This is a genomic window from Streptomyces sp. Sge12 (assembly GCF_002080455.1).
Classification (GTDB): Bacteria; Actinomycetota; Actinomycetes; order Streptomycetales; family Streptomycetaceae; genus Streptomyces.
On the sequence record NZ_CP020555.1, the window covers coordinates 6,226,064 to 6,244,857 of the forward strand.

Below are 18,794 nucleotides of genomic sequence, written 5' to 3' on the forward strand. Positions count from 1 at the left end.
CTTGCGTACGTGGTCAGCCTAAGCCTTGATGAGGCACCGGCCACAGCCCACGACAGAGGGGCGGTTCCCCTCGGAACCGCCCCTCTTCCCCACCTGCGCGGGAGCTATGCCTTGTGGCCCAGCATCTCCTCGACTCGGGCACGTACGGACTCGTCGTCCAGGCCGCGGATCGTCACCGTCGTGCGGCGGCGCAGCACGTCGTCGACCGTCTCGGCCCACTCGTTGTCACGGGCGTAGGCGACCTGCGCCCAGATCTCCGGACCGTCGGGGTGGATCCGCTCGGCCAGCGCCGGGTCCTCGTTCGCGAGGCGCGCGATGTCGAAGGCCAGCGAGCCGTAGTGCGAGGCCAGGTGGCGGGCGGTCAGCGGGTCCATCCGCGTGCCGGGCTCCCGGTCCACCAGCAGCCGGTGCGCGACCGCGTTCGGGTTGGCGACACCGGGCAGGGCGATCCGGCGGACCAGCGACTTCACCGGCTCCATGTCCTCGGTCAGCGGGCTGCCCGGGAGCTTCGCCAGCTTGTCCATGACCACACGGCCGATGTGACGGTACGTCGTCCACTTGCCGCCGGCCACCGACAGCATGCCGCCGGCGCCCTCGGAGACGACCGTCTCGCGCTTGGCCTTCTCGACGCCGCCGGGGCCGCCGGGCAGCACCCGCAGGCCCGCGAAGGCGTACGTCATCAGCGAGCGGTCCAGGTCCGCGTCCTTCACCGAGAAGGCCGCCTCGTCCAGGATCTGCTGGATGTCGGACTCGGTGGCGCGCACGTCCGCCGGGTCGCCCTCGTACACCTCGTCGGTGGTGCCGAGGAGCAGCTGGTCCTCCCACGGGAGGGCGAAGGTGATGCGGTACTTGTCGATCGGGGTGGCCATGGCGGCCTTCCACGGCGACTTCCGCTTCATGACGATGTGCGCGCCCTTGGAGAGGCGGATCGACGGCATGGAGTGCTTGTCTTCCATGCGCCGCAGGTGGTCCACCCACGGGCCGGTGGCGTTGAGCACGACGCGCGCGTCGACCCCGAACTCGGTGCCGTCGAGACGGTCCTTGAGCTCGGCGCCGGTGACCCGGCCGTGCGTCTTGCGCAGTCCGGTGACCTCGGCGTGGTTCAGGACGACCGCGCCCGACTCGACGGCCGCGCGGACCGTCATGACGGCGACGCGGGAGTCGTTCATCTGGTGGTCGTAGTAGACCGCGACGGCCTTCAGGTTGTCCGTCTTGAGGCCGGGGTTGTCGGCGACGGCACGGGCCGGGGATATGACCTTGCCCATGCCGTCACCGAAGGCCGAGAGGGCGGAGTAGGCGAAGACGCCCGCGCCCAGCTTGGCCGCACCCACCGGACCGCCCTTGTAGACGGGCAGGTAGAAGGTGAGCGGGTTGACCAGGTGCGGGGCCACGTCCTTGGCCAGCACCCGGCGCTCGTGGTGGTTCTCCGCGACCAGCTTGACCGCGCCGGTCTGCAGGTAGCGCAGACCGCCGTGGACGAGCTTGGAGGAGGCCGAGGAGGTGGCGCCGGCGAAGTCGCCGGCGTCCACCATGGCAACCCGCAGGCCCGACTGCGCGGCGTGCCACGCCACGGAGGTGCCCAGGATTCCACCGCCGATGACCAGCAGGTCGTACGTGGCCTTCGACAGCTGCTCACGGGTCTGGGCGCGGCTGACGTTGGCACCGGCGGTCGGGTGCGTGCCCAGTGCGGGAACGCTCTGCAGGCTGCTCATATCTCTCTTAGCTCCTCGTCGATTGACTCAGCTGAGTGCGGTCAGCTGGCGTCTTCGTCGTCGACCCAGCCCATGGAACGCTCCACGGCCTTGAGCCAGCTCTTGTACTCGCGGTCCCGCTGCTCGGCGGGCATCCGCGGGGTCCACTCCGCCGCGCGGCGCCAGTTGGCGCGCAGGGCGTCGGTGTCGGGCCAGAAGCCGACGGCCAGGCCGGCGGCGTAGGCGGCGCCGAGGCAGGTGGTCTCGGCGACCATCGGGCGCACCACGGGGGCGTCCAGGAAGTCCGAGAGCGTCTGCATCAGCAGGTTGTTGGAGGTCATGCCGCCGTCGACCTTGAGGGCGGCGAGCTCGACGCCCGAGTCCTTGGTCATGGCGTCGGTGATCTCGCGGGTCTGCCAGGCGGTGGCCTCCAGGACGGCACGGGCGATGTGCGCCTTGGTGACGTACCGGGTGAGGCCGGCGATCACACCGCGGGCGTCGGAGCGCCAGTACGGGGCGAAGAGGCCGGAGAAGGCCGGCACGAAGTAGGCGCCGCCGTTGTCCTCGACCGAGGAGGCCAGCGTCTCGATCTCGGCCGCGGACTTGATCAGGCCCATCTGGTCGCGCATCCACTGGACGAGCGAGCCGGTGACGGCGATGGAGCCCTCCAGCGCGTAGACCGGCTTCTGGTCGCCGATCTTGTAGCCGACCGTGGTCAGCAGGCCGCTGTAGGAGTTGATGACCTTGTCGCCGGTGTTCATCAGCATGAACGTTCCGGTGCCGTACGTGGACTTGGCCTCGCCCTCGGCGAAACAGGTCTGGCCGAAGAGGGCGGCCTGCTGGTCACCGAGCGCCGAGGCGACCGGGACACCGGCGAGGACGCCGTCCTTGACGTGGCCGTACACCTCGGCGGAGGACTTGATCTCGGGGAGGATGGAGAGCGGCACCTCCATGGACTTCGCGATGCTGTCGTCCCACGCCAGGGTGTGCAGGTTCATCAGCATGGTGCGCGAGGCGTTGGTGACGTCGGTGACGTGCACACCGCCCTGGGCGCCACCGGTGAGGTTCCAGATGACCCAGGAGTCCATGGTGCCGAAGAGGATGTCGCCGGCGGCGGCGCGCTCGCGCAGGCCCTCGACGTTGTCGAGCAGCCAGCGGGCCTTGGGACCGGCGAAGTAGCTCGCCAGGGGCAGGCCGGTCTCGCGGCGGAAGCGGTCCTGGCCGACGTTGCGGCCGAGCTCCTTGCACAGGGCGTCGGTGCGGGTGTCCTGCCAGACCAGCGCGTTGTGGACCGGCTCGCCGGTGTGGCGGTCCCACAGGACGGTGGTCTCGCGCTGGTTGGTGATGCCGACGGCCTTGACGTCCGCGGCGGTGATCTCGGCCTTGGCGATGGCCCCGGCGACGACCTCCTGGACGTTGGTCCAGATCTCGGTGGCGTCGTGCTCGACCCAGCCCGGCTTCGGGAAGATCTGCTCGTGCTCCTTCTGGTCGACGGCGACGATGCGGCCGTCGCGGTCGAAGACGATGCAGCGGGAGGAGGTGGTGCCCTGGTCGATCGCGGCGATGAAGGGGCCGGTGCTGGTGGTCATGGTGGCTGCTCCTGGCAGGTCTGATGAGTAGGCGGAATCAGGAGGGCGGTGCGGATCTTACGATCTTGCCGGTACTGCTGATCAGGCGAACGCGATGTTGTAGAGACCACCGGCGAGAGCGGCACCGACGAGCGGGCCGACCACCGGTATCCAGGAGTAACCCCAGTCGGAGCCGCCCTTGTTGGGCAGCGGCAGCAGGGCGTGCACGATGCGCGGACCGAGGTCGCGCACCGGGTTGATGGCATAGCCGGTCGGGCCACCGAGCGAGAGACCGATGCCGACGACCACGAACGAGGTGATGAGGACGCCGATCACACCGAGGCCCTTGCCGTCGTCCTGGAGGCCCTGGGTCAGGATCGCCAGGATCAGGACGGCGGTGCCTATGATCTCGGTCGCGAGGTTCTGCACGACATTACGGATCTCGGGGCCGGTGGAGAAGATGCCGAGCACCGGGCCGGCCACATCGTGCGGGTGCGGGTCCTCGGGGCCGAGCTTGGCGTCGCGGATGTGCTCCGGGTCGGCCAGGTGGACGCGGAACTGTCCGTAGTAGGTCACCCACATCAGGACGGCGCCGAGCATCGCGCCCAGCAGCTGCCCGGCGAAGTAGACCGGGACGTCGTTCCACTCGCCGGTCTTGATGGCGAGGCCGACGGTGACCGCCGGGTTGAGGTGCGCACCGGAGAGCGGCGCGGAGACGTAGGCGGCGATCAGTACGGCGAAACCCCAGCCGAAGGTGATCGCGAGCCAGCCCGCATTGCGGGCCTTGGAGCTCTTGAGCGTCACTGCGGCGCAGACGCCACCGCCGAGCAGTGTGAGCAGGGCGGTACCGATGGTCTCGCCGATGAAGATGTCGGAGCTGGACACCCGCGACTCCTTTGTACGTCCAGGGGTGGGCGGACACCGGGTCCCTCCGGTGGTTCCGCGCACTCGGTGAGTGCTGCACCGGTCCGTGGCTTGTCGCATCCTAGCGCGTATTGCCGGTAGGTGTTCGACAATGCCGACCGATGAACGGCAGTTTTCCGCCCAAGTGAAGAACGCGTCAAGGGTCGGCCAGGCCAAAGTGTCGGATCGTTACCCGTAGGTGCGATCAGCCAAAACCGGCCATTCGATGGCCTAGTTATGGCGAAAAGTGGGCAGAAAGAGGCCAGGGTGTGGCTACAACCTGTTAAAGGAAGCTCAGAACCGGCCTGCGCCGAGATCGCGTGAAACTGCACGCGCACAGTCCCGCACCGACGCCACCAGGGCCGCGCGGGGCTCCCCCGACTCACCGCAGACCCGTTCCACGGCGCCCGCGACCGCCACCGCGCCCACCGGCATCCGGCGCCGGTCGTGGATCGGCGCCGCCACCGAGGCGATGCCCTCCCAGGTCTCCTCGACGTCACAGGCCCAGCCGCGGGCCCGGGTCAGCCCGAGGATCTCCTCGAAGGCGGTGCCGTCCGTGACCGTGCGGGGGGTGAAGGCCCCGCGCTCCATGTCGTGCGCCTGGGTGTGCGCCACGGGGTCGTAGGCCGCCAGCACCTTGCCCAGGGCGGTGGAGTGCAGCGGCTGCATGGCACCCACCTCCAGCACCTGGCGGCTGTCGTCGGGCCGGAACACGTGGTGCATGATCAGCACCCCGCTCTGGTGCAGCACGCCCACGTACACGCTCTCGCCGCTCGCCCGGGCCAGATCGTCCGTCCAGACCAGGGCGCGGGCGCGCAGCTCGTGCACGTCGAGGTAGCTGTTGCCCAGGCGCAGCAGCTCCGCGCCCAGCTGGTACCGGCCGGAGGCCGGGTCCTGCTCCACGAAGCCCTCGGCCTGCAGGGTGCGCAGGATGCCGTGGGCCGTGCCCTTGGCCAGGCCCAGTGAGGACGCCACGTCCGAGAGCCCCAGTCGGCGCTCGCCGCCGGCCAGGAGTCGCAGCATCGCAGCGGCTCGTTCGAGCGACTGGATGTTCCGTGCCATCGCGCAGCCTCCTGCAGACCTTCGGTAGTACTGACCATCTTGACGCGGTTCGACAATGCTGAACAGTATCGGTCGATGTCGACCTTCCGCACCGTCGGAGATCCGTTCGCCGTACCGCCGGCAGGACACTCCCGGCAAGTCCCCGCCACAGAATGCAGTCCGCCACGTGGGACACCCACACCGGGGCCGGTGCCTCACGGTTACCCTGGCCGCGTGCACCCTTGAGACAGAGGGGGTGCAAAGCCGACAGCCGTCGCATCCCAGGGAGCACAACCATGGCTTCGTTGCCCAACCCGCCCGCTGACACCCAGACCCGGGCCGATGCCCTCCGGGAGGCGCTTGCGACCCGTGTGGTCGTCGCCGACGGGGCCATGGGGACGATGCTCCAGGCGCAGGACCCCAGCATGGAGGACTTCCAGCAGCTGGAGGGCTGCAACGAGGTCCTGAACGTGACCCGCCCCGACATCGTGCGCTCGGTGCACGAGGCGTACTTCTCGGTGGGTGTGGACTGCGTCGAGACGAACACCTTCGGTACGAACTATGCGGCGCTGGCGGAGTACGACATCGCCGACCGCAATTTCGAGCTGTCCGAGGCGGGTGCCCGGATCGCCCGTGAGGTGGCCGACGAGTTCACCGCGAGCACGGGGCAGCAGCGGTGGGTGCTGGGCTCGATGGGCCCGGGCACCAAGCTGCCGACGCTGGGCCACATCTCCTACGGCCAGATTCGTGACGCCTACCAGATCAACGCGGAGGGCCTGATCTCCGGCGGCGCCGACGCACTGCTCGTCGAGACCACCCAGGACCTCCTCCAGACCAAGTCCTCCATCATCGGCGCCCGCCGCGCCATGGAGGCCCTCGGAATCACCGTCCCGCTGATCTGTTCGGTGACCGTGGAGACGACGGGCACGATGCTCCTCGGCTCGGAGATCGGCGCGGCGCTCACGGCGCTGGAGCCGCTCGGCATCGACATGATCGGCCTGAACTGCGCGACCGGCCCCGCCGAGATGAGCGAGCACCTGCGCTACCTCGCCGCACCGCCCGCATCCCGATCTCCTGCATGCCCAACGCGGCCTGCCCGTCCTCACCAAGGACGGGCGCACTACCCCCTGAGCGCCGAGAGCTGGCCGACGCCCAGGAGACCTTCGTCCGCGACTACGGGCTCTCCCTGGTCGGCGGCTGCTGCGGCACCACCCGAGCACCTGCGCCAGGTCGTCGAGCGGGTCCGGGTACGGCGATCACCGAGCGCACCCCCAGCCCGAGCCGGGCGCGGCCTCCCTCTACCAGACGGTTCCGTTCCGCCAGGACACCTCGTACATGGCGATCGGCGAGCGGACGAACGCCAACGGGTCGAAGAAGTTCCGTGAGGCCATGCTCGAGGCCCGCTGGGACGACTGCGTGGAGATGGCCCGCGACCAGATCCGCGAGGGCGCGCACATGCTCGACCTGTGCGTGGACTACGTCGGCCGCGACGGCGTCGCCGACATGGAGGAACTCGCCGGTCGTTTTGCCACCGCCTCCACACTGCCGATCGTCCTGGACTCGACCGAGGTCCCCGTCATCCGGGCGGGCCTGGAGAAGCTGGGCGGCCGCGCCGTCATCAACTCGGTCAACTACGAGGACGGCGACGGCCCGGAGTCCCGCTTCGCCCAGGTCACCCGCCTCGCACAGGAACACGGCGCCGCCCTCATCGCACTGACCATCGACGAAGAGGGCCAGGCCCGCACCGTCGAGCACAAGGTCGCCATCGCCGAGCGGCTGATCGAGGACCTGACGGGCAACTGGGGCATCCGCGAGTCGACATCCTCATCGACACCCTCACCTTCACCATCTGCACCGGCCAGGAGGAGTCCGCGGACGGCATCGCCACCATCGAGCCATCCGCGAACTCAAGCGCCGCCACCCGACGTCCAGACACGCTCGGCCTCTCCAACATCTCCTTCGGCCTGAACCCGGCCGCCCGCGTCCTGCTGAACTCCGTCTTCCTCGACGAGTGCGTCAAAGCCGGCCTGGACTCGCCATCGTCCACGCCAGCAAGATCCTCCCCATCGCCCGGTTCGACGACGAACAGGTCACCACCGCCCTCGACCTGATCCACGACCGGCGCGAGGGCGACTACGACCCCTGCAGAAACTCATGGCGCTCTTCGAGGGCGTCAACACCAAGTCCTGAAGGCCGGCCGGCCGAGGAACTCCTCGCCCTGCCCCTGGACGAACGGCTCCAGCGGCGCATCATCGACGGCGAGAAGAACGGACTGGAGACGACCTCGACGAGGCCCTCCAGACCCGCCCGGCCCTCGACATCGTCAACGACACCTGCTGGAGGGCATGAAGGTCGTCGGTGAGCTGTTCGGCTCCGGCCAGATGCAGCTGCCGTTCGTCCTCCAGTCCGCCGAGGTCATGAAGACGGCGGTGGCGTATCTGGAGCCGCACATGGAGAAGACCGACGACGAGGGCAAGGGCACCATCGTCCTGGCGACCGTTCGCGGCGACGTCCACGACATCGGCAAGAACCTCGTCGACATCATCCTCACCAACAACGGCTACAACGTCGTCAACATCGGCATCAAACAGCCGGTCTCGCGATCCTGGAAGCCGCGCAGGAACACAAGGCCGACGTGATCGGCATGTCCGGTCTGCTGGTGAAGTCGACGGTGATCATGAAGGAGAACCTGGAGGAGCTCAACCAGCGCAAGCTGGCGGCAGACTACCCGGTGATCCTCGGCGGCGCCGCCCTCACCCGCGCCTACGTCGAGCAGGACCTCCACGAGATCTACGAGGGCGAGGTCCGCTACGCCCGCGACGCCTTCGAGGGCCTGCGCCTCATGGACGCCCTCATCGCGGTCAAGCGCGGCGTGCCGGGTGCGTCCCTGCCCGAGCTCAAGCAGCGCCGCGTCGCCAAGCGCGACACGCCGGTCCTCGCGGTCGAGGAGGCCGAGGAGCCCGGGGGCCGTTCCGACGTCTCGGTCGACAACCCGGTCCCCACCCCGCCGTTCTGGGGCACCCGCGTCGTCAAGGGCATCCCGCTCAAGGACTACGCCTCCTGGCTCGACGAGGGCGCCCTGTTCAAGGGCCAGTGGGGCCTGAAGCAGGCCCGCGCGGGCGGGGCCACGTACGAGGAGCTCGTCGAGAGCGAGGGCCGTCCGCGCCTGCGCGGCCTCCTGGACAAGCTGCACACCGAGAACCTCCTCGAGGCCGCGGTGGTCTACGGGTACTTCCCCTGCGTCTCCAAGGGCGAGGACCTGATCATCCTGGACGAGGAGGGCAACGAGCGGACCCGCTTCACCTTCCCGCGCCAGCGCCGCGGCCGGCGCCTGTGCCTCGCGGACTTCTTCCGCCCGGAGGAGTCCGGCGAGACCGACGTCGTCGGCCTCCAGGTCGTCACCGTGGGCTCGAAGATCGGCGAGGCCACGGCGAAGCTGTTCGAGTCGGACTCCTACCGCGAGTACCTGGAGCTGCACGGCCTGTCCGTGCAGCTCGCCGAGGCCATGGCCGAGTACTGGCACGCCCGGGTCCGCGCCGAGCTCGGATTCGGCGGCGAGGACCCGTCGAAGGTCGAGGACATGTTCGACCTGAAGTACCGCGGCGCCCGCTTCTCGCTGGGCTACGGCGCCTGCCCCGACCTGGAGGACCGCGCGAAGATCGCCGACCTCCTCCAGCCGGAGCGGATCGGCGTCCACCTGTCGGAGGAGTTCCAGCTCCACCCGGAGCAGTCCACCGACGCGATCGTGATTCATCACCCGGAAGCGAAGTATTTCAACGCACGCTGAGGTCCACCGACGTACACTTGTCGGTCCCATACAGGCCGGTCGCCTGTTCCCCGGGGTGGTATGCCCGCGGAAGAGGTGACCGGCCTTCTCGTCCCTTCTGAGAGGCATGCGCATGACGAGCACCGTTCCCGCCCCCGTCGCCCGTACGGCCGACGGTTCTGCCCTGCAGGCGGTGCTGCTCGACATGGACGGCACCCTCGTGGACACCGAGGGCTTCTGGTGGGAGATCGAGGCGGAGATCTTCCGGGAGCTCGGGCACCGGCTGGAGGACGCCTGGCGCGACGTGGTCGTGGGCGGCCCGATGAGCCGCAGCGCGAGCTTCCTGATCGAGTCGACCGGCGCCGCCATCGGCCTCGCCGAGCTGAGCGTCCTGCTCAACGAGCGTTTCGAGGCCCGAATCGCCGACCGGGTGCCGCTGATGCCCGGCGCCGAGCGGCTGCTGTCCGAGCTGGCCCGGCACAACGTGCCCACCGCCCTCGTCTCGGCCTCCCACCGCCGGGTCATCGACCAGGTCCTGCTCACCCTCGGCCGCGACCGCTTCACGATGACGGTCGCCGGTGACGAGGTGGCGCGCACGAAGCCGCACCCCGACCCGTACCTGTACGCCGCGCGGTCGCTGGGGGCGCACCCCTCGCGGTGCGCGGTCATCGAGGACACCCGCACGGGCGTGGCGGCCGCCGAGGCCGCCGGCTGCCGGGTCGTGGCCATCCCCTCGGTCGGTGTGATCGAACCGGCGCCCGGCCGTACGGTCGTCCGCTCGCTGGAGGACGTGGACCTGGCGTTCCTGCGCTCGCTCATCGTCCCGATGAACTGAGCGCGACGGCCACCCGTCCCGATCCGTACGCCGCCACACACCGGCATTCCGCAAGCACGCTCTGTGCCGAACGGAACGCGCGCGTGAGGGAGGTCCGACGGAAGGATCTTCCGTCGCAGGCCCCGGAGGCTGAAATTCCATCCTCTCCAGGGCCATAGCTCAGAGTGACATTGGTCACCCACCCACCCCCCGGCAGACCCCCTCGGGCCCTCCCGCCCCTTCCCTTGTGTCCGGATTGATCAGCCCCTGACCGAATCTGCGCAGCCCTGCGCGTGAACAGGCAGTTCGCTCCGATCACGGTGCGATTACGCCCCAAGTCCGGTCAGTTCCAGCCATCCCGTCCCGGACCACTAGTGTCGACGCGGGCACCAAGCCGCACCTCAGCCGCTCCGGCACACACCCCTGTGCCGGGACCGCGTGGACCGATCGTCACTACACCGGCCCGATCGTTCCGCCCTGAACGGGCGACCGCCGTGAAGTGCCCTTTACGCCGCTTTGAACAAGTGCCGGTTACAGGGAGTACTTCCAGCATGAACCGCAAGACCATGGTGCTGACGGCCGCGGCCGGACTGCTCACCCCCGCGCTGGCCGCCTGCGGCAGCGCGAGCGGCGGAGGAGCAGGATCCGGAGCGATCGTCGTCGGAACCACCGATCGGTTCGAGGCCGCAGACTTCGCTCCCGCCCCCTTCGACCCCGCCTACGCCTACGACGCCGGCGCGTGGAACGTTCTGCGCCAGACCGTCCAGACGCTGATGCACACCCCGCGCGGCGGCGGCCAGCCCGTCCCCGAAGCGGCCTCCGCCTGCCGCTTCACCGACGCCGGCAACGAGAGCTACCGCTGCACGCTGCGCCCCGGGCTGAAGTTCGCCGACGGTGAGCCGCTCACCGCCAAGGACGTCAAGTTCTCGATCGACCGCGTCCGTGCCATCAAGGACGAGAACGGCCCCTCCTCGCTGCTCTCCACCCTCGACAACGTCGAGGTCAAGGGCGCCGACACCGTCGTCTTCCACCTGAAGACCCCGGACGCGACCTTCCCGTTCAAGCTCTCCACCCCCGCCGCCGGCATCGTCAGCGAGAAGAACTACGACGCCAAGAAGCTCCGCGAGGGCTTCTCCGTGGACGGCTCCGGTCCGTACACGATGAAGGCCGAGGTCAAGGGCAACCGGCTGGTCCGCGCCGTCTTCACCAAGAACCCGCACTACAAGGGCGACCTCAAGCTGCAGAACGACAAGGTCGAACTGCGCACCTTCGCCGATTCCCCGGCCATGAGCAAGGCGCTCACCGACGGGAAGATCCACATGGTCTCCCGCACCCTGTCGCCCGCCCAGATCACCGAGCTCACCGAGCAGCCGCCCAAGGGCGTCAAGCTGGTCCCGATGCCTGGCCTGGAGATCCGCTACCTCGGCTTCAACACCGAGGCGCCGGTCGTCAAGGAGAAGGCCGTCCGCCAGGCCCTCGCCGCCGCCGTCGACCGCGGCCAGCTCATCTCCAAGGTCTACGGCAAGTCCGCGCAGCCGCTCTACTCGCTGGTCCCCACCACCGTCACGGGCCACGTCAACTCCTTCTACAACAAGTACGGCGAGGCCAACACGCCCAAGGCCGCCGCACTGCTGAAGGAAGCCGGGATCAAGACCCCGGTCAAGCTGACCCTGCACTACACCAGCGACCACTACGGCGACGGCACGGCCGCCGAGTTCGAGGCCCTCAAGGCCCAGCTGAACTCCACCCAGCTCTTCGACATCACCGTCCAGGGCAGCGAGTGGTCCGACTTCCGCCCCGCCCAGAAGAAGGGCGACCACGCCGCCTACGGGCTCGGCTGGTTCCCCGACTACCCGGACGCCGACAACTTCCTCGCCCCGTTCCTGGAGCAGGACAACTTCCTGGGCACGCCGTACGCCAACAGCGCGGTGCGCAGCAGGCTCCTCCCCGAATCCCGGCGCGCGGCCGACCGTACCGTCGCCGTCCCCGCGATCACGGAGATGCAGGACATCGTCGCCGAGGACGTACCCGTCCTGCCCCTGTGGCAGGGCAAGCAGTACGTCGCCGCACGCGACGGGATCACCGGAGTGGAGTGGTCGGTCAACGCCATCTCCGACCTCCAACTGTGGGAGCTCGGTCGCGGCGTAAGCGGCTGAGAACGGCAACAACCGGCGGCGGGTGTCGCAGGCCGGCGCAACGAAACAGTTCGACTGTGAAGGACGTTCGCGTGAATCGACGTAACCAGTGGCTGGCGGCCCCGCTCGGCGCAGCCACCGCCGCCGCGCTGCTCAGCGGTTGCGGTTCGACCGATGGCTCCAATGCCGGCAGCGGCAAGGGCGTGGTCATGGGCATATCCGACAAGGTGAAGTCCGTCGACCCGGCATCGGGCTACGACCCGGGCTCCTGGCTGCTGTTCAACAACGTCTTCCAGTCGCTGCTGAGCTTCCCCAAGGGCGGCACCACCCCCGAGCCCGACGCCGCACAGACCTGTGCCTTCGAGGGCGGCGACAGCAAGCTCTACAAGTGCACCCTGCGGGACGGCCTGAAGTTCAGCAACGGCCACAGCCTCACCTCGAAGGACGTCAAGTTCTCCTTCGAGCGCACGCTGAAGATCAACGACGAGAACGGCCCCGCCGTGATGCTCGCGTCGATCGGCAGCATCGACGCCCCCGACGACAAGACCGTCATCTTCAAGCTGAAGACCTCCGACGCGACCTTCCCCAGCAAGATCGCCTCGGGTGCCGGCTCCATCGTCGACCACGCCGAGTACCCGGCCGACAAGCTGCGCACCGACAACAAGGCCATCGGCTCCGGTGTCTACAAGCTGGACTCCTTCGGCGACAAGAGCGCCACCTTCTCCGTCAACGAGTCCTACAGCGGCAAGGCCAAGGCCAAGAACACCGGCGTCACGCTGAAGTTCTTCAACGGCGACCAGGCCGGCCTCAAGACGACCCTCGAGAGCGGCGACGTGGACTTCGCGTTCCGCGGCCTCGCCGCCAAGGACATCGCAGCCCTCGCGTCGAGCAACACCGGCGACGGGAAGGTCGACGTCGTCCAGGGCACGGGCGCCGAGGTCGAGCACCTGGTGTTCAACGTCAACGACCCGGTCGTCGGCAAGCTGCCCGTCCGCAAGGCCATCGCCTACCTCGTGGACCGCGAAGCCCTCGTCAAGGACGTGTACGCGGGCACCGCCACCGCGCTCTACTCCATCGTGCCGACCGGCATCGCCGGCCACACGACGCCGTTCTTCGACCGCTACGGCGGCACCCCGCAGCCCGAGAAGGCCAAGGCCGTCCTCAAGGCCGGCGGCATCAACGGCAAGGTCAAGCTGACCCTGTACTCCACCCCGTCCCGCTACGGCCCCTCCACGGACCAGCAGTTCGAGGTCATCGCCAAGCAGCTCAACGACAGCGGCCTCTTCGACGCCGACGTCAAGTCCGTCGAGTACGAGCAGTACGAGAAGGACATCCAGGCCGGCAAGTACGGCGTGTACGTGAAGGGCTGGGTGCCCGACTACCCGGACGCCGACAACTTCACGCAGCCCTTCTTCGGCCCGGGCAACGTGCTGAACAACAACTACGACAACAAGGAGATCACCGGGACCATCATCCCGTCGACCTCCGCGAAGTCCGACCGCACCGCGGCCAACACGGACTACAACCGCCTCCAGGACATCGTCGCCGAGGAGCTCCCGCTCCTCCCGCTCTGGCAGGGCAAGCAGTACGCCGTCACCCGCCAGAACGTGAACGGCCTGCAGTGGTCCCTCGACGCCTCGACGGTCTTCCGCTTCTGGGAGATCAGCAAGGGCTGATGCCGCAGCACAGCGCGAGGGGGCCGTACGCATCGATGCGTACGGCCCCCTCGCGCATGCGCGCCCCGGCGGAGCTACTGGGCCCCGGGGCGGACCAGACCGCTCTCGTACGCGTACACCGCCGCCTGGACCCGGTCCCGCAGCCCCAGCTTCGTCAGTACGTGCCCCACATGCGTCTTGACCGTCGTCTCGCTCACGAACAGATCCGCCGCGATCTCCGCGTTCGACAGCCCGCGGGACACCAGCTTCAGCACCTCGACCTCACGCTCGGTCAACGTCCCCAGCGTGTTCGGAAGGCTCTCCTCGCCCGACGGGAGATGCCCCGCGTACTTGTCGAGCAGGCGGCGCGTGATGCTCGGCGCGAGCATCGCCTCGCCCGCCGCGACCACCCGGATCGCCTGCACCAGCTCGTTCGCCGGCGCGTCCTTCAGCAGGAACCCGCTCGCCCCGGCCCGCAGCGCCTCCACCACGTACTCGTCCAGGTCGAAGGTGGTCAGCACCAGCACCTTCGCCGGCCCGTCCCGCTCCGGACCGGTGATCCGGCGCGTCGCCTCCACCCCGTCCATCCGCGGCATCCGGATGTCCATCAGCACCACGTCGGGCTGCAGCGCCCGCACCTGGTCCAGCGCCTGCAGACCGTCCCCGGCCTCACCGACCACCGCCAGATCCTCCTCGGCCTCCAGGATCATGCGGAAGCCGGTGCGCAGCAGTGGCTGGTCGTCGACCAGAAGGACGCGGATCGCCACGGGTCTACCTCGTATTCGTCGGACGGCTACGGCAAACGCGTCCATTCTGCCCTGACACCATGATCAGGACTCCGCCGGGACCTCCTCCCCCTGCCGCGCAGGGGGCACCTCCGGGCGGGAGCCGGAGGAAATCGCAAGCGGGTAGGGCGGGGGAGTCCCGCCGAACTCCGGACACACCGCCTGATGATCACACCAGCCGCACAGCTTCGTCGGCCGCGGCCGCCAGTCACCCGACTCCGTCGCCTCCCGGATCGCCTCCCACAACGCGAGCAGCTTGCGCTCCACCCGCTCCAGGTCCGCGATCACCGGGTCGTACGTCAGCACGTCCCCGCTGCCCAGGTACACCAGCTGGAGCCGCCGCGGCACCACCTGCTTCAGCCGCCACACCACCAGCGCGTAGAACTTCATCTGGAACAGCGCGCCCTCGGCGTACTCCGGCCGCGGCGCCTTGCCCGTCTTGTAGTCGACGATCCGCACCTCACCCGACGGCGCCACGTCCACCCGGTCGATGATCCCGCGCAACCGCAGCCCCGACTCCAGCTCGGTCTCCACGAAGAACTCCCGCTCCACCGGCTCCAGCCGCGTCGGGTCCTCCAACGTGAACCACCGCTCGACCAGCGCCTCGGCCTCCGTCAGCCAGCGCGCCAGCCCCGCCCCCTCGTCACCCTCCGGGAACAGCTCCGTCAGCTCCGGCTTCGACTCCAGCAACCGGTCCCACTGCCCCGGCACCAGCGCCTTCGCCCGCGGCGCCGTACGCTCCTGCGCCGGATGATCGAAGAGCCGCTCCAGCACCGCGTGCACCAGCGTCCCGCGCGTCGCCGCCGCACTGGGCTTCTCCGGCAGCCTGTCGATCACCCGGAACCGGTACAGCAACGGGCACTGCATGAAATCGCTCGCCCGCGAAGGGGAGAGCGAAGTGGGCGCCACAGCGCTCCGCGCATCGGCATCGGCTGCGCCAGGCACAGCCCCAGGGCTCGTCGTCATGCACAAAACCCTACGACCCACCGCCGACAGCACGCGCATACCATCGACGCCAAGCCCCCTCGCACTGCATGATCGGAGCATCACAACCCGCTACAGCACCAGCACGAACACGAACAGAACGACACTGGAAACACCAGCACCGAACGAAGGAAAGCCGTGGCAGACACCGACGAGACCGGCGAGCGCGCAGGAAGGCGCTCCGGACCGGGCGGCGGAATCCTCATGGGCCGCCCCTTCGGCGTACCCGTCTACGTCTCGCCCAGCTGGTTCCTCGTCGCCGCCCTCATCACCTGGGTCTTCGGCGACCAGCTCGACCGCGTCCTGCCCGACCTCGGGCCCGTCCGCTACCTGGTCTCCCTCTTCTTCGCCGTCGCCTTCTACGCCTCCGTCCTGGTCCACGAACTCGCGCACACGGTCGCAGCCCTGCGCTTCAAGCTCCCCGTGCGCCGCATCCAGCTCCAGTTCTTCGGCGGAGTCTCCGAGATCGAGAAGGAATCCGAGACGCCCGGCCGCGAATTCGTCCTCGCCTTCGTCGGCCCCCTGCTCTCCCTCCTCCTCGCCGGAGCCTTCTACCTCGGCATGAAGGCCGTCGACCCGGCCACCGTCCCCGGCGTCCTGCTCGCCGGGCTGATGATCTCCAACCTGCTCGTCGCCGCCTTCAACCTGCTGCCCGGCCTCCCCCTCGACGGCGGCCGCATGCTCCGCGCCGTCATCTGGGGCATCACCGGCAAGCCCATGGCCGGCACCGTCGCCGCAGCCTGGGTCGGCCGCGCCCTCGCCGTCGCCGTCCTCATCGGCCTCCCGCTGCTCACCCGCACCGGCACCCTCGGCAACCGCACCGGCGAGATCGACGGCATGAACACCGTCATGGACGCCCTGCTCGCCGCCATCCTCGCGGCCATCATCTGGACCGGGGCCGGCAACAGCCTGCGCATGGCGCGCCTGCGCCAGCACCTCCCGGAACTGCGCGCCCGCACCCTCACCCGCCGCGCCATCCCCGTCGAGAACGCCACCCCGCTCTCCGAGGCCCTGCGACGCGCCAACGAGGCCGGCGCCCGCGCCCTCGTCGTCGTGGACGGCCACGGCGACCCCACCGCCATCGTCCGCGAGAGCGCCATCGCCTCCGTCCCCGAACACCGCCGCCCCTGGGTCGCCGTCAGCACCCTCGCCCAGGACCTCACCGACGGCATGAAGGTTTCGGCCGACCTCACCGGCGAGGAACTCCTCGAGCACCTCCGCGCCACCCCCGCCACCGAGTACCTCGTCCTCGAACCCGCCGGCGCCATCTACGGCGTCCTGTCCACCCTCGACGTCGAGAAGGCCTTCGTGAAGGCCATGGCACGGCCCCAGTCCTGAAGCCAATACACTGGTCACATGTCCGAACCGACCGGTGCCGCCCGCCGACGCGGGCCCTTCGAGGTCGGGGACCAGGTACAGCTCACCGACCCCAAGGGCCGCCACTACACGTTCACGCTCGAAGCCGGGAAGAATTTCCACACCCACAAGGGTTCCTTCCCGCATGACGAGCTGATCGGTGCTCCCGAAGGCAGCGTTGTCCGCACCACGGGCAACGTCGCATATCTCGCGCTGCGACCCCTGCTCCCCGACTATGTCCTGTCCATGCCCCGCGGCGCCGCCGTGGTCTACCCCAAGGACGCGGGCCAGATCCTGGCCTTCGCCGACATCTTCCCCGGCGCACGCGTCGTGGAAGCGGGAGTGGGCTCCGGCTCCCTGAGCAGCTTCCTGCTGCGCGCCATCGGCGACCAGGGCATGCTCCACAGCTACGAGCGCCGCGCGGACTTCGCCGAGATCGCCACCGCCAACGTCGAGCGCTACTTCGGCGGACCCCACCCCGCGTGGCAGCTGACCGTCGGCGACCTCCAGGACAACCTGTCCGACACGGACGTCGACCGGGTCATCCTCGACATGCTCGCCCCCTGGGAGTGCCTGGAGGCCGTCTCCAAGGCCCTGGTCCCCGGCGGCATCCTCTGCTGCTACGTGGCCACCACCACCCAGCTGTCCAAGACCGTCGAGTCCATCCGCGAGATCGGCTGCTTCGCCGAGCCGCAGCCCTGGGAATCGATGATCCGCAACTGGCACGTGGAAGGCCTCGCCGTCCGCCCGGACCACCGGATGATCGGCCACACCGGCTTCCTCGTCACCGCCCGCCGCCTCGCGGACGGCGTCGAGCCCCCGATGCGCCGCCGCCGCCCCGCCAAGGGCGCCTACGGCGAGGACTACGACGGCCCCGGCAGCGACCGCTCCGCGTAACGGCCCCGCAGACCCAACACGAAGGCGCTGTGGCGCAGTTCCCCCGATCCACCCGGGAACTGCGCCACAGCGCCTTTTCGTTGTCCGTGCACCAGCGCCGGACCCAGCCGTTCCACCTCTGTGTGAGGTGTGGCACGATGCTGGCTCCCCGTCACCCTTCGCACAGGAGACACCCCGCGTGCCGCACAGCACCGCCGAGCCGGCTCCGATCCCGGAAACCCTGGGGCACAGCCGCACCAGGCCCGTCCACTGGCTCGCCACGGCCACCGCCATGGCCGCCGTCATAGCCGCGGCAGGACTGGTACAGCCGGCCACCGGCACTCCCGCGGCCGCCGGGGAACCCGCCGCGAAGGGCCCGCAGGCCGCCGCCCCCGACCCCGCGGGGGTCACCTACCCCCTCGACTGCAAGGGCGCCCCGCAGACCGTCACCATCAGCGCCCAGGGCGACCTCGACGGCGACGGCCGCCCCGAGACCGTGGCCGCAGTCCGCTGCGAGGCCGGCTCCGGCACCCCGCCCCACGCGATCTACGTACTCACCCAGGACCCGGCCGAAGCCACCCGCCCCCGCGTCGTCGCCACCCTGCTCGAAGCCGGCCGGCGACAGACCGCCACCGGACTCACCGTCCGCGACGGCCTCGTCACGGCCACCCTCGTCGGCTACTCCTCACCCGACGTACCCCGCTACAGCCCCGACACGAAACAGCTCGCCAAGTGGCGCTGGCGCGACGGAAAATTCCGCCAGGAGCTGACGGACTCGGCCTCCAGGAGTGTTTGAAACGTCACTCCGCGTCGGGACCGAAGACTTCCACCCTGTCCGAAACGCGCCTTACGTGAATGCAGTCGCCCGGACATTCCTTCGCCGAGTCGACCACGTCCTGGAGCAGCGTGAGCGGAACCGGAGTGGTAGCCCCCGCGTCCTGCAGCAGCTCGTCCTCGGGGCTCTTCACATACGCCAGACCATCAATGTCCAGCTCGAACACCTCAGGCGCGTACTGCACGCAGATCCCGTCCCCGGTGCACAGGTCCTGATCGATCCAGACCTCGAGCGGCTCGCCTGCCTCGCCGCCGCCGCCCGTCGGAGCCTCCTGCTGCACGGTCATATCTCCTGCCGTTCCCTGCGCTGAGTGATCCATCCCGATCACGACCCGCAGCAAGTCGCGCGAGCCCTGACGGGTGTTGAACAGTTCGACCTTACAACC

General features: G+C 69.2%; 13 protein-coding genes and 1 pseudogene. 7 read left to right on the forward strand and 7 right to left on the reverse strand.

Features of this window, described 5'->3' with window-relative positions; translation table 11 throughout:
* Nucleotides 1-104: 104 nt before the first annotated feature.
* The 4 genes from B6R96_RS27965 to B6R96_RS27980 form a co-directional block, all read right to left on the reverse strand.
* Nucleotides 105-1,712 carry a glycerol-3-phosphate dehydrogenase/oxidase gene (locus tag B6R96_RS27965; protein ID WP_081523980.1) on the reverse strand — a complete coding sequence of 536 codons (1,608 nt, stop codon included), beginning with the start codon at nt 1,710-1,712 and terminating at the stop codon, nt 105-107.
* 41 nt (nt 1,713-1,753) lie between these two features.
* Nucleotides 1,754-3,280 carry a glycerol kinase GlpK gene (gene glpK / locus B6R96_RS27970; protein ID WP_030388692.1) on the reverse strand — a complete coding sequence of 509 codons (1,527 nt, stop codon included), beginning with the start codon at nt 3,278-3,280 and terminating at the stop codon, nt 1,754-1,756.
* An 81-nt stretch (nt 3,281-3,361) separates the two neighbouring features.
* Nucleotides 3,362-4,144 carry an MIP/aquaporin family protein gene (locus B6R96_RS27975; protein WP_081523981.1) on the reverse strand — a complete coding sequence of 261 codons (783 nt, stop codon included), beginning with the start codon at nt 4,142-4,144 and terminating at the stop codon, nt 3,362-3,364.
* A gap of 312 nt (nt 4,145-4,456) precedes the next feature.
* The gene (locus B6R96_RS27980) at nt 4,457-5,224 is read right to left on the reverse strand and encodes an IclR family transcriptional regulator (protein WP_030388690.1); all 768 of its coding nucleotides are present in this window, start codon (nt 5,222-5,224) and stop codon (nt 4,457-4,459) included.
* 275 nt (nt 5,225-5,499) lie between these two features.
* Here B6R96_RS27980 and metH point away from each other — a divergent pair.
* The 4 genes and pseudogenes from metH (at nt 5,500) to B6R96_RS28000 (ending at nt 13,594) form a co-directional block, all read left to right on the forward strand.
* Nucleotides 5,500-8,990, forward strand: a pseudogene (gene metH / locus B6R96_RS38830) (methionine synthase).
* Nucleotides 8,991-9,102: 112 nt separating this feature from the next.
* Nucleotides 9,103-9,804: an HAD family hydrolase gene (locus tag B6R96_RS27990; RefSeq protein WP_030389604.1), complete on the forward strand. Its 702-nt coding sequence runs from the start codon at nt 9,103-9,105 to the stop codon at nt 9,802-9,804.
* 530 nt (nt 9,805-10,334) lie between these two features.
* A complete protein-coding gene (locus tag B6R96_RS27995) occupies nt 10,335-11,939 on the forward strand; it encodes an ABC transporter substrate-binding protein (RefSeq protein ID WP_030389605.1) in 1,605 nt (534 codons plus the stop codon).
* A gap of 71 nt (nt 11,940-12,010) precedes the next feature.
* Nucleotides 12,011-13,594: an ABC transporter substrate-binding protein gene (locus B6R96_RS28000; RefSeq protein ID WP_081523982.1), complete on the forward strand. Its 1,584-nt coding sequence runs from the start codon at nt 12,011-12,013 to the stop codon at nt 13,592-13,594.
* 74 nt (nt 13,595-13,668) lie between these two features.
* Here the strand turns inward: B6R96_RS28000 and B6R96_RS28005 are convergent, their stop codons facing one another.
* Complete coding sequence (locus tag B6R96_RS28005; RefSeq protein WP_081523983.1) at nt 13,669-14,340, reverse strand: response regulator; 672 nt, start codon at nt 14,338-14,340, stop codon at nt 13,669-13,671.
* A gap of 63 nt (nt 14,341-14,403) precedes the next feature.
* Nucleotides 14,404-15,324, reverse strand: coding sequence for a RecB family exonuclease (locus B6R96_RS28010; protein WP_081525297.1), 921 nt, complete (start codon nt 15,322-15,324; stop codon nt 14,404-14,406).
* Between the two features lie 222 nt (nt 15,325-15,546).
* On the opposite strand from B6R96_RS28010, the gene B6R96_RS28015 reads away from it, so the two are divergent.
* The 3 genes from B6R96_RS28015 to B6R96_RS28025 all read left to right on the forward strand — a co-directional run bounded on the left by B6R96_RS28015 (nt 15,547) and on the right by B6R96_RS28025 (nt 18,370).
* Entirely contained in the window at nt 15,547-16,680 is a 1,134-nt protein-coding gene (locus tag B6R96_RS28015) for a site-2 protease family protein (protein WP_107089555.1), read from the forward strand.
* Between the two features lie 18 nt (nt 16,681-16,698).
* On the forward strand, nt 16,699-17,595 hold the full coding sequence (locus B6R96_RS28020) for a tRNA (adenine-N1)-methyltransferase (protein ID WP_030016358.1): 897 nt from the start codon (nt 16,699-16,701) through the stop codon (nt 17,593-17,595).
* Between the two features lie 178 nt (nt 17,596-17,773).
* The gene (locus tag B6R96_RS28025; RefSeq protein WP_053703999.1) at nt 17,774-18,370 is read left to right on the forward strand and encodes a hypothetical protein; all 597 of its coding nucleotides are present in this window, start codon (nt 17,774-17,776) and stop codon (nt 18,368-18,370) included.
* Nucleotides 18,371-18,374: 4 nt separating this feature from the next.
* On the opposite strand, the gene B6R96_RS28030 is transcribed toward B6R96_RS28025, so the two are convergent.
* On the reverse strand, nt 18,375-18,695 hold the full coding sequence (locus B6R96_RS28030) for a ferredoxin (RefSeq protein WP_030016354.1): 321 nt from the start codon (nt 18,693-18,695) through the stop codon (nt 18,375-18,377).
* Between the last annotated feature and the right edge of the window lie 99 nt (nt 18,696-18,794).

Excerpts from the sequence above, each read along its gene's own strand:
- B6R96_RS27965 (WP_081523980.1), bottom strand. The coding sequence starts at position 1,712 with ATGAGCAGCCTGCAGAGCGTTCCCGCACTGGGCACGCACCCGACCGCC.
- glpK (WP_030388692.1), bottom strand. The coding sequence starts at position 3,280 with ATGACCACCAGCACCGGCCCCTTCATCGCCGCGATCGACCAGGGCACC.
- B6R96_RS27980 (WP_030388690.1), bottom strand. The coding sequence starts at position 5,224 with ATGGCACGGAACATCCAGTCGCTCGAACGAGCCGCTGCGATGCTGCGA.
- B6R96_RS27990 (WP_030389604.1), top strand. The coding sequence starts at position 9,103 with ATGACGAGCACCGTTCCCGCCCCCGTCGCCCGTACGGCCGACGGTTCT.
- B6R96_RS27995 (WP_030389605.1), top strand. The coding sequence starts at position 10,335 with ATGAACCGCAAGACCATGGTGCTGACGGCCGCGGCCGGACTGCTCACC.
- B6R96_RS28010 (WP_081525297.1), bottom strand. The coding sequence starts at position 15,324 with ATGACGACGAGCCCTGGGGCTGTGCCTGGCGCAGCCGATGCCGATGCG.
- B6R96_RS28015 (WP_107089555.1), top strand. The coding sequence starts at position 15,547 with ATGGGCCGCCCCTTCGGCGTACCCGTCTACGTCTCGCCCAGCTGGTTC.
- B6R96_RS28020 (WP_030016358.1), top strand. The coding sequence starts at position 16,699 with ATGTCCGAACCGACCGGTGCCGCCCGCCGACGCGGGCCCTTCGAGGTC.
- B6R96_RS28030 (WP_030016354.1), bottom strand. The coding sequence starts at position 18,695 with ATGACCGTGCAGCAGGAGGCTCCGACGGGCGGCGGCGGCGAGGCAGGC.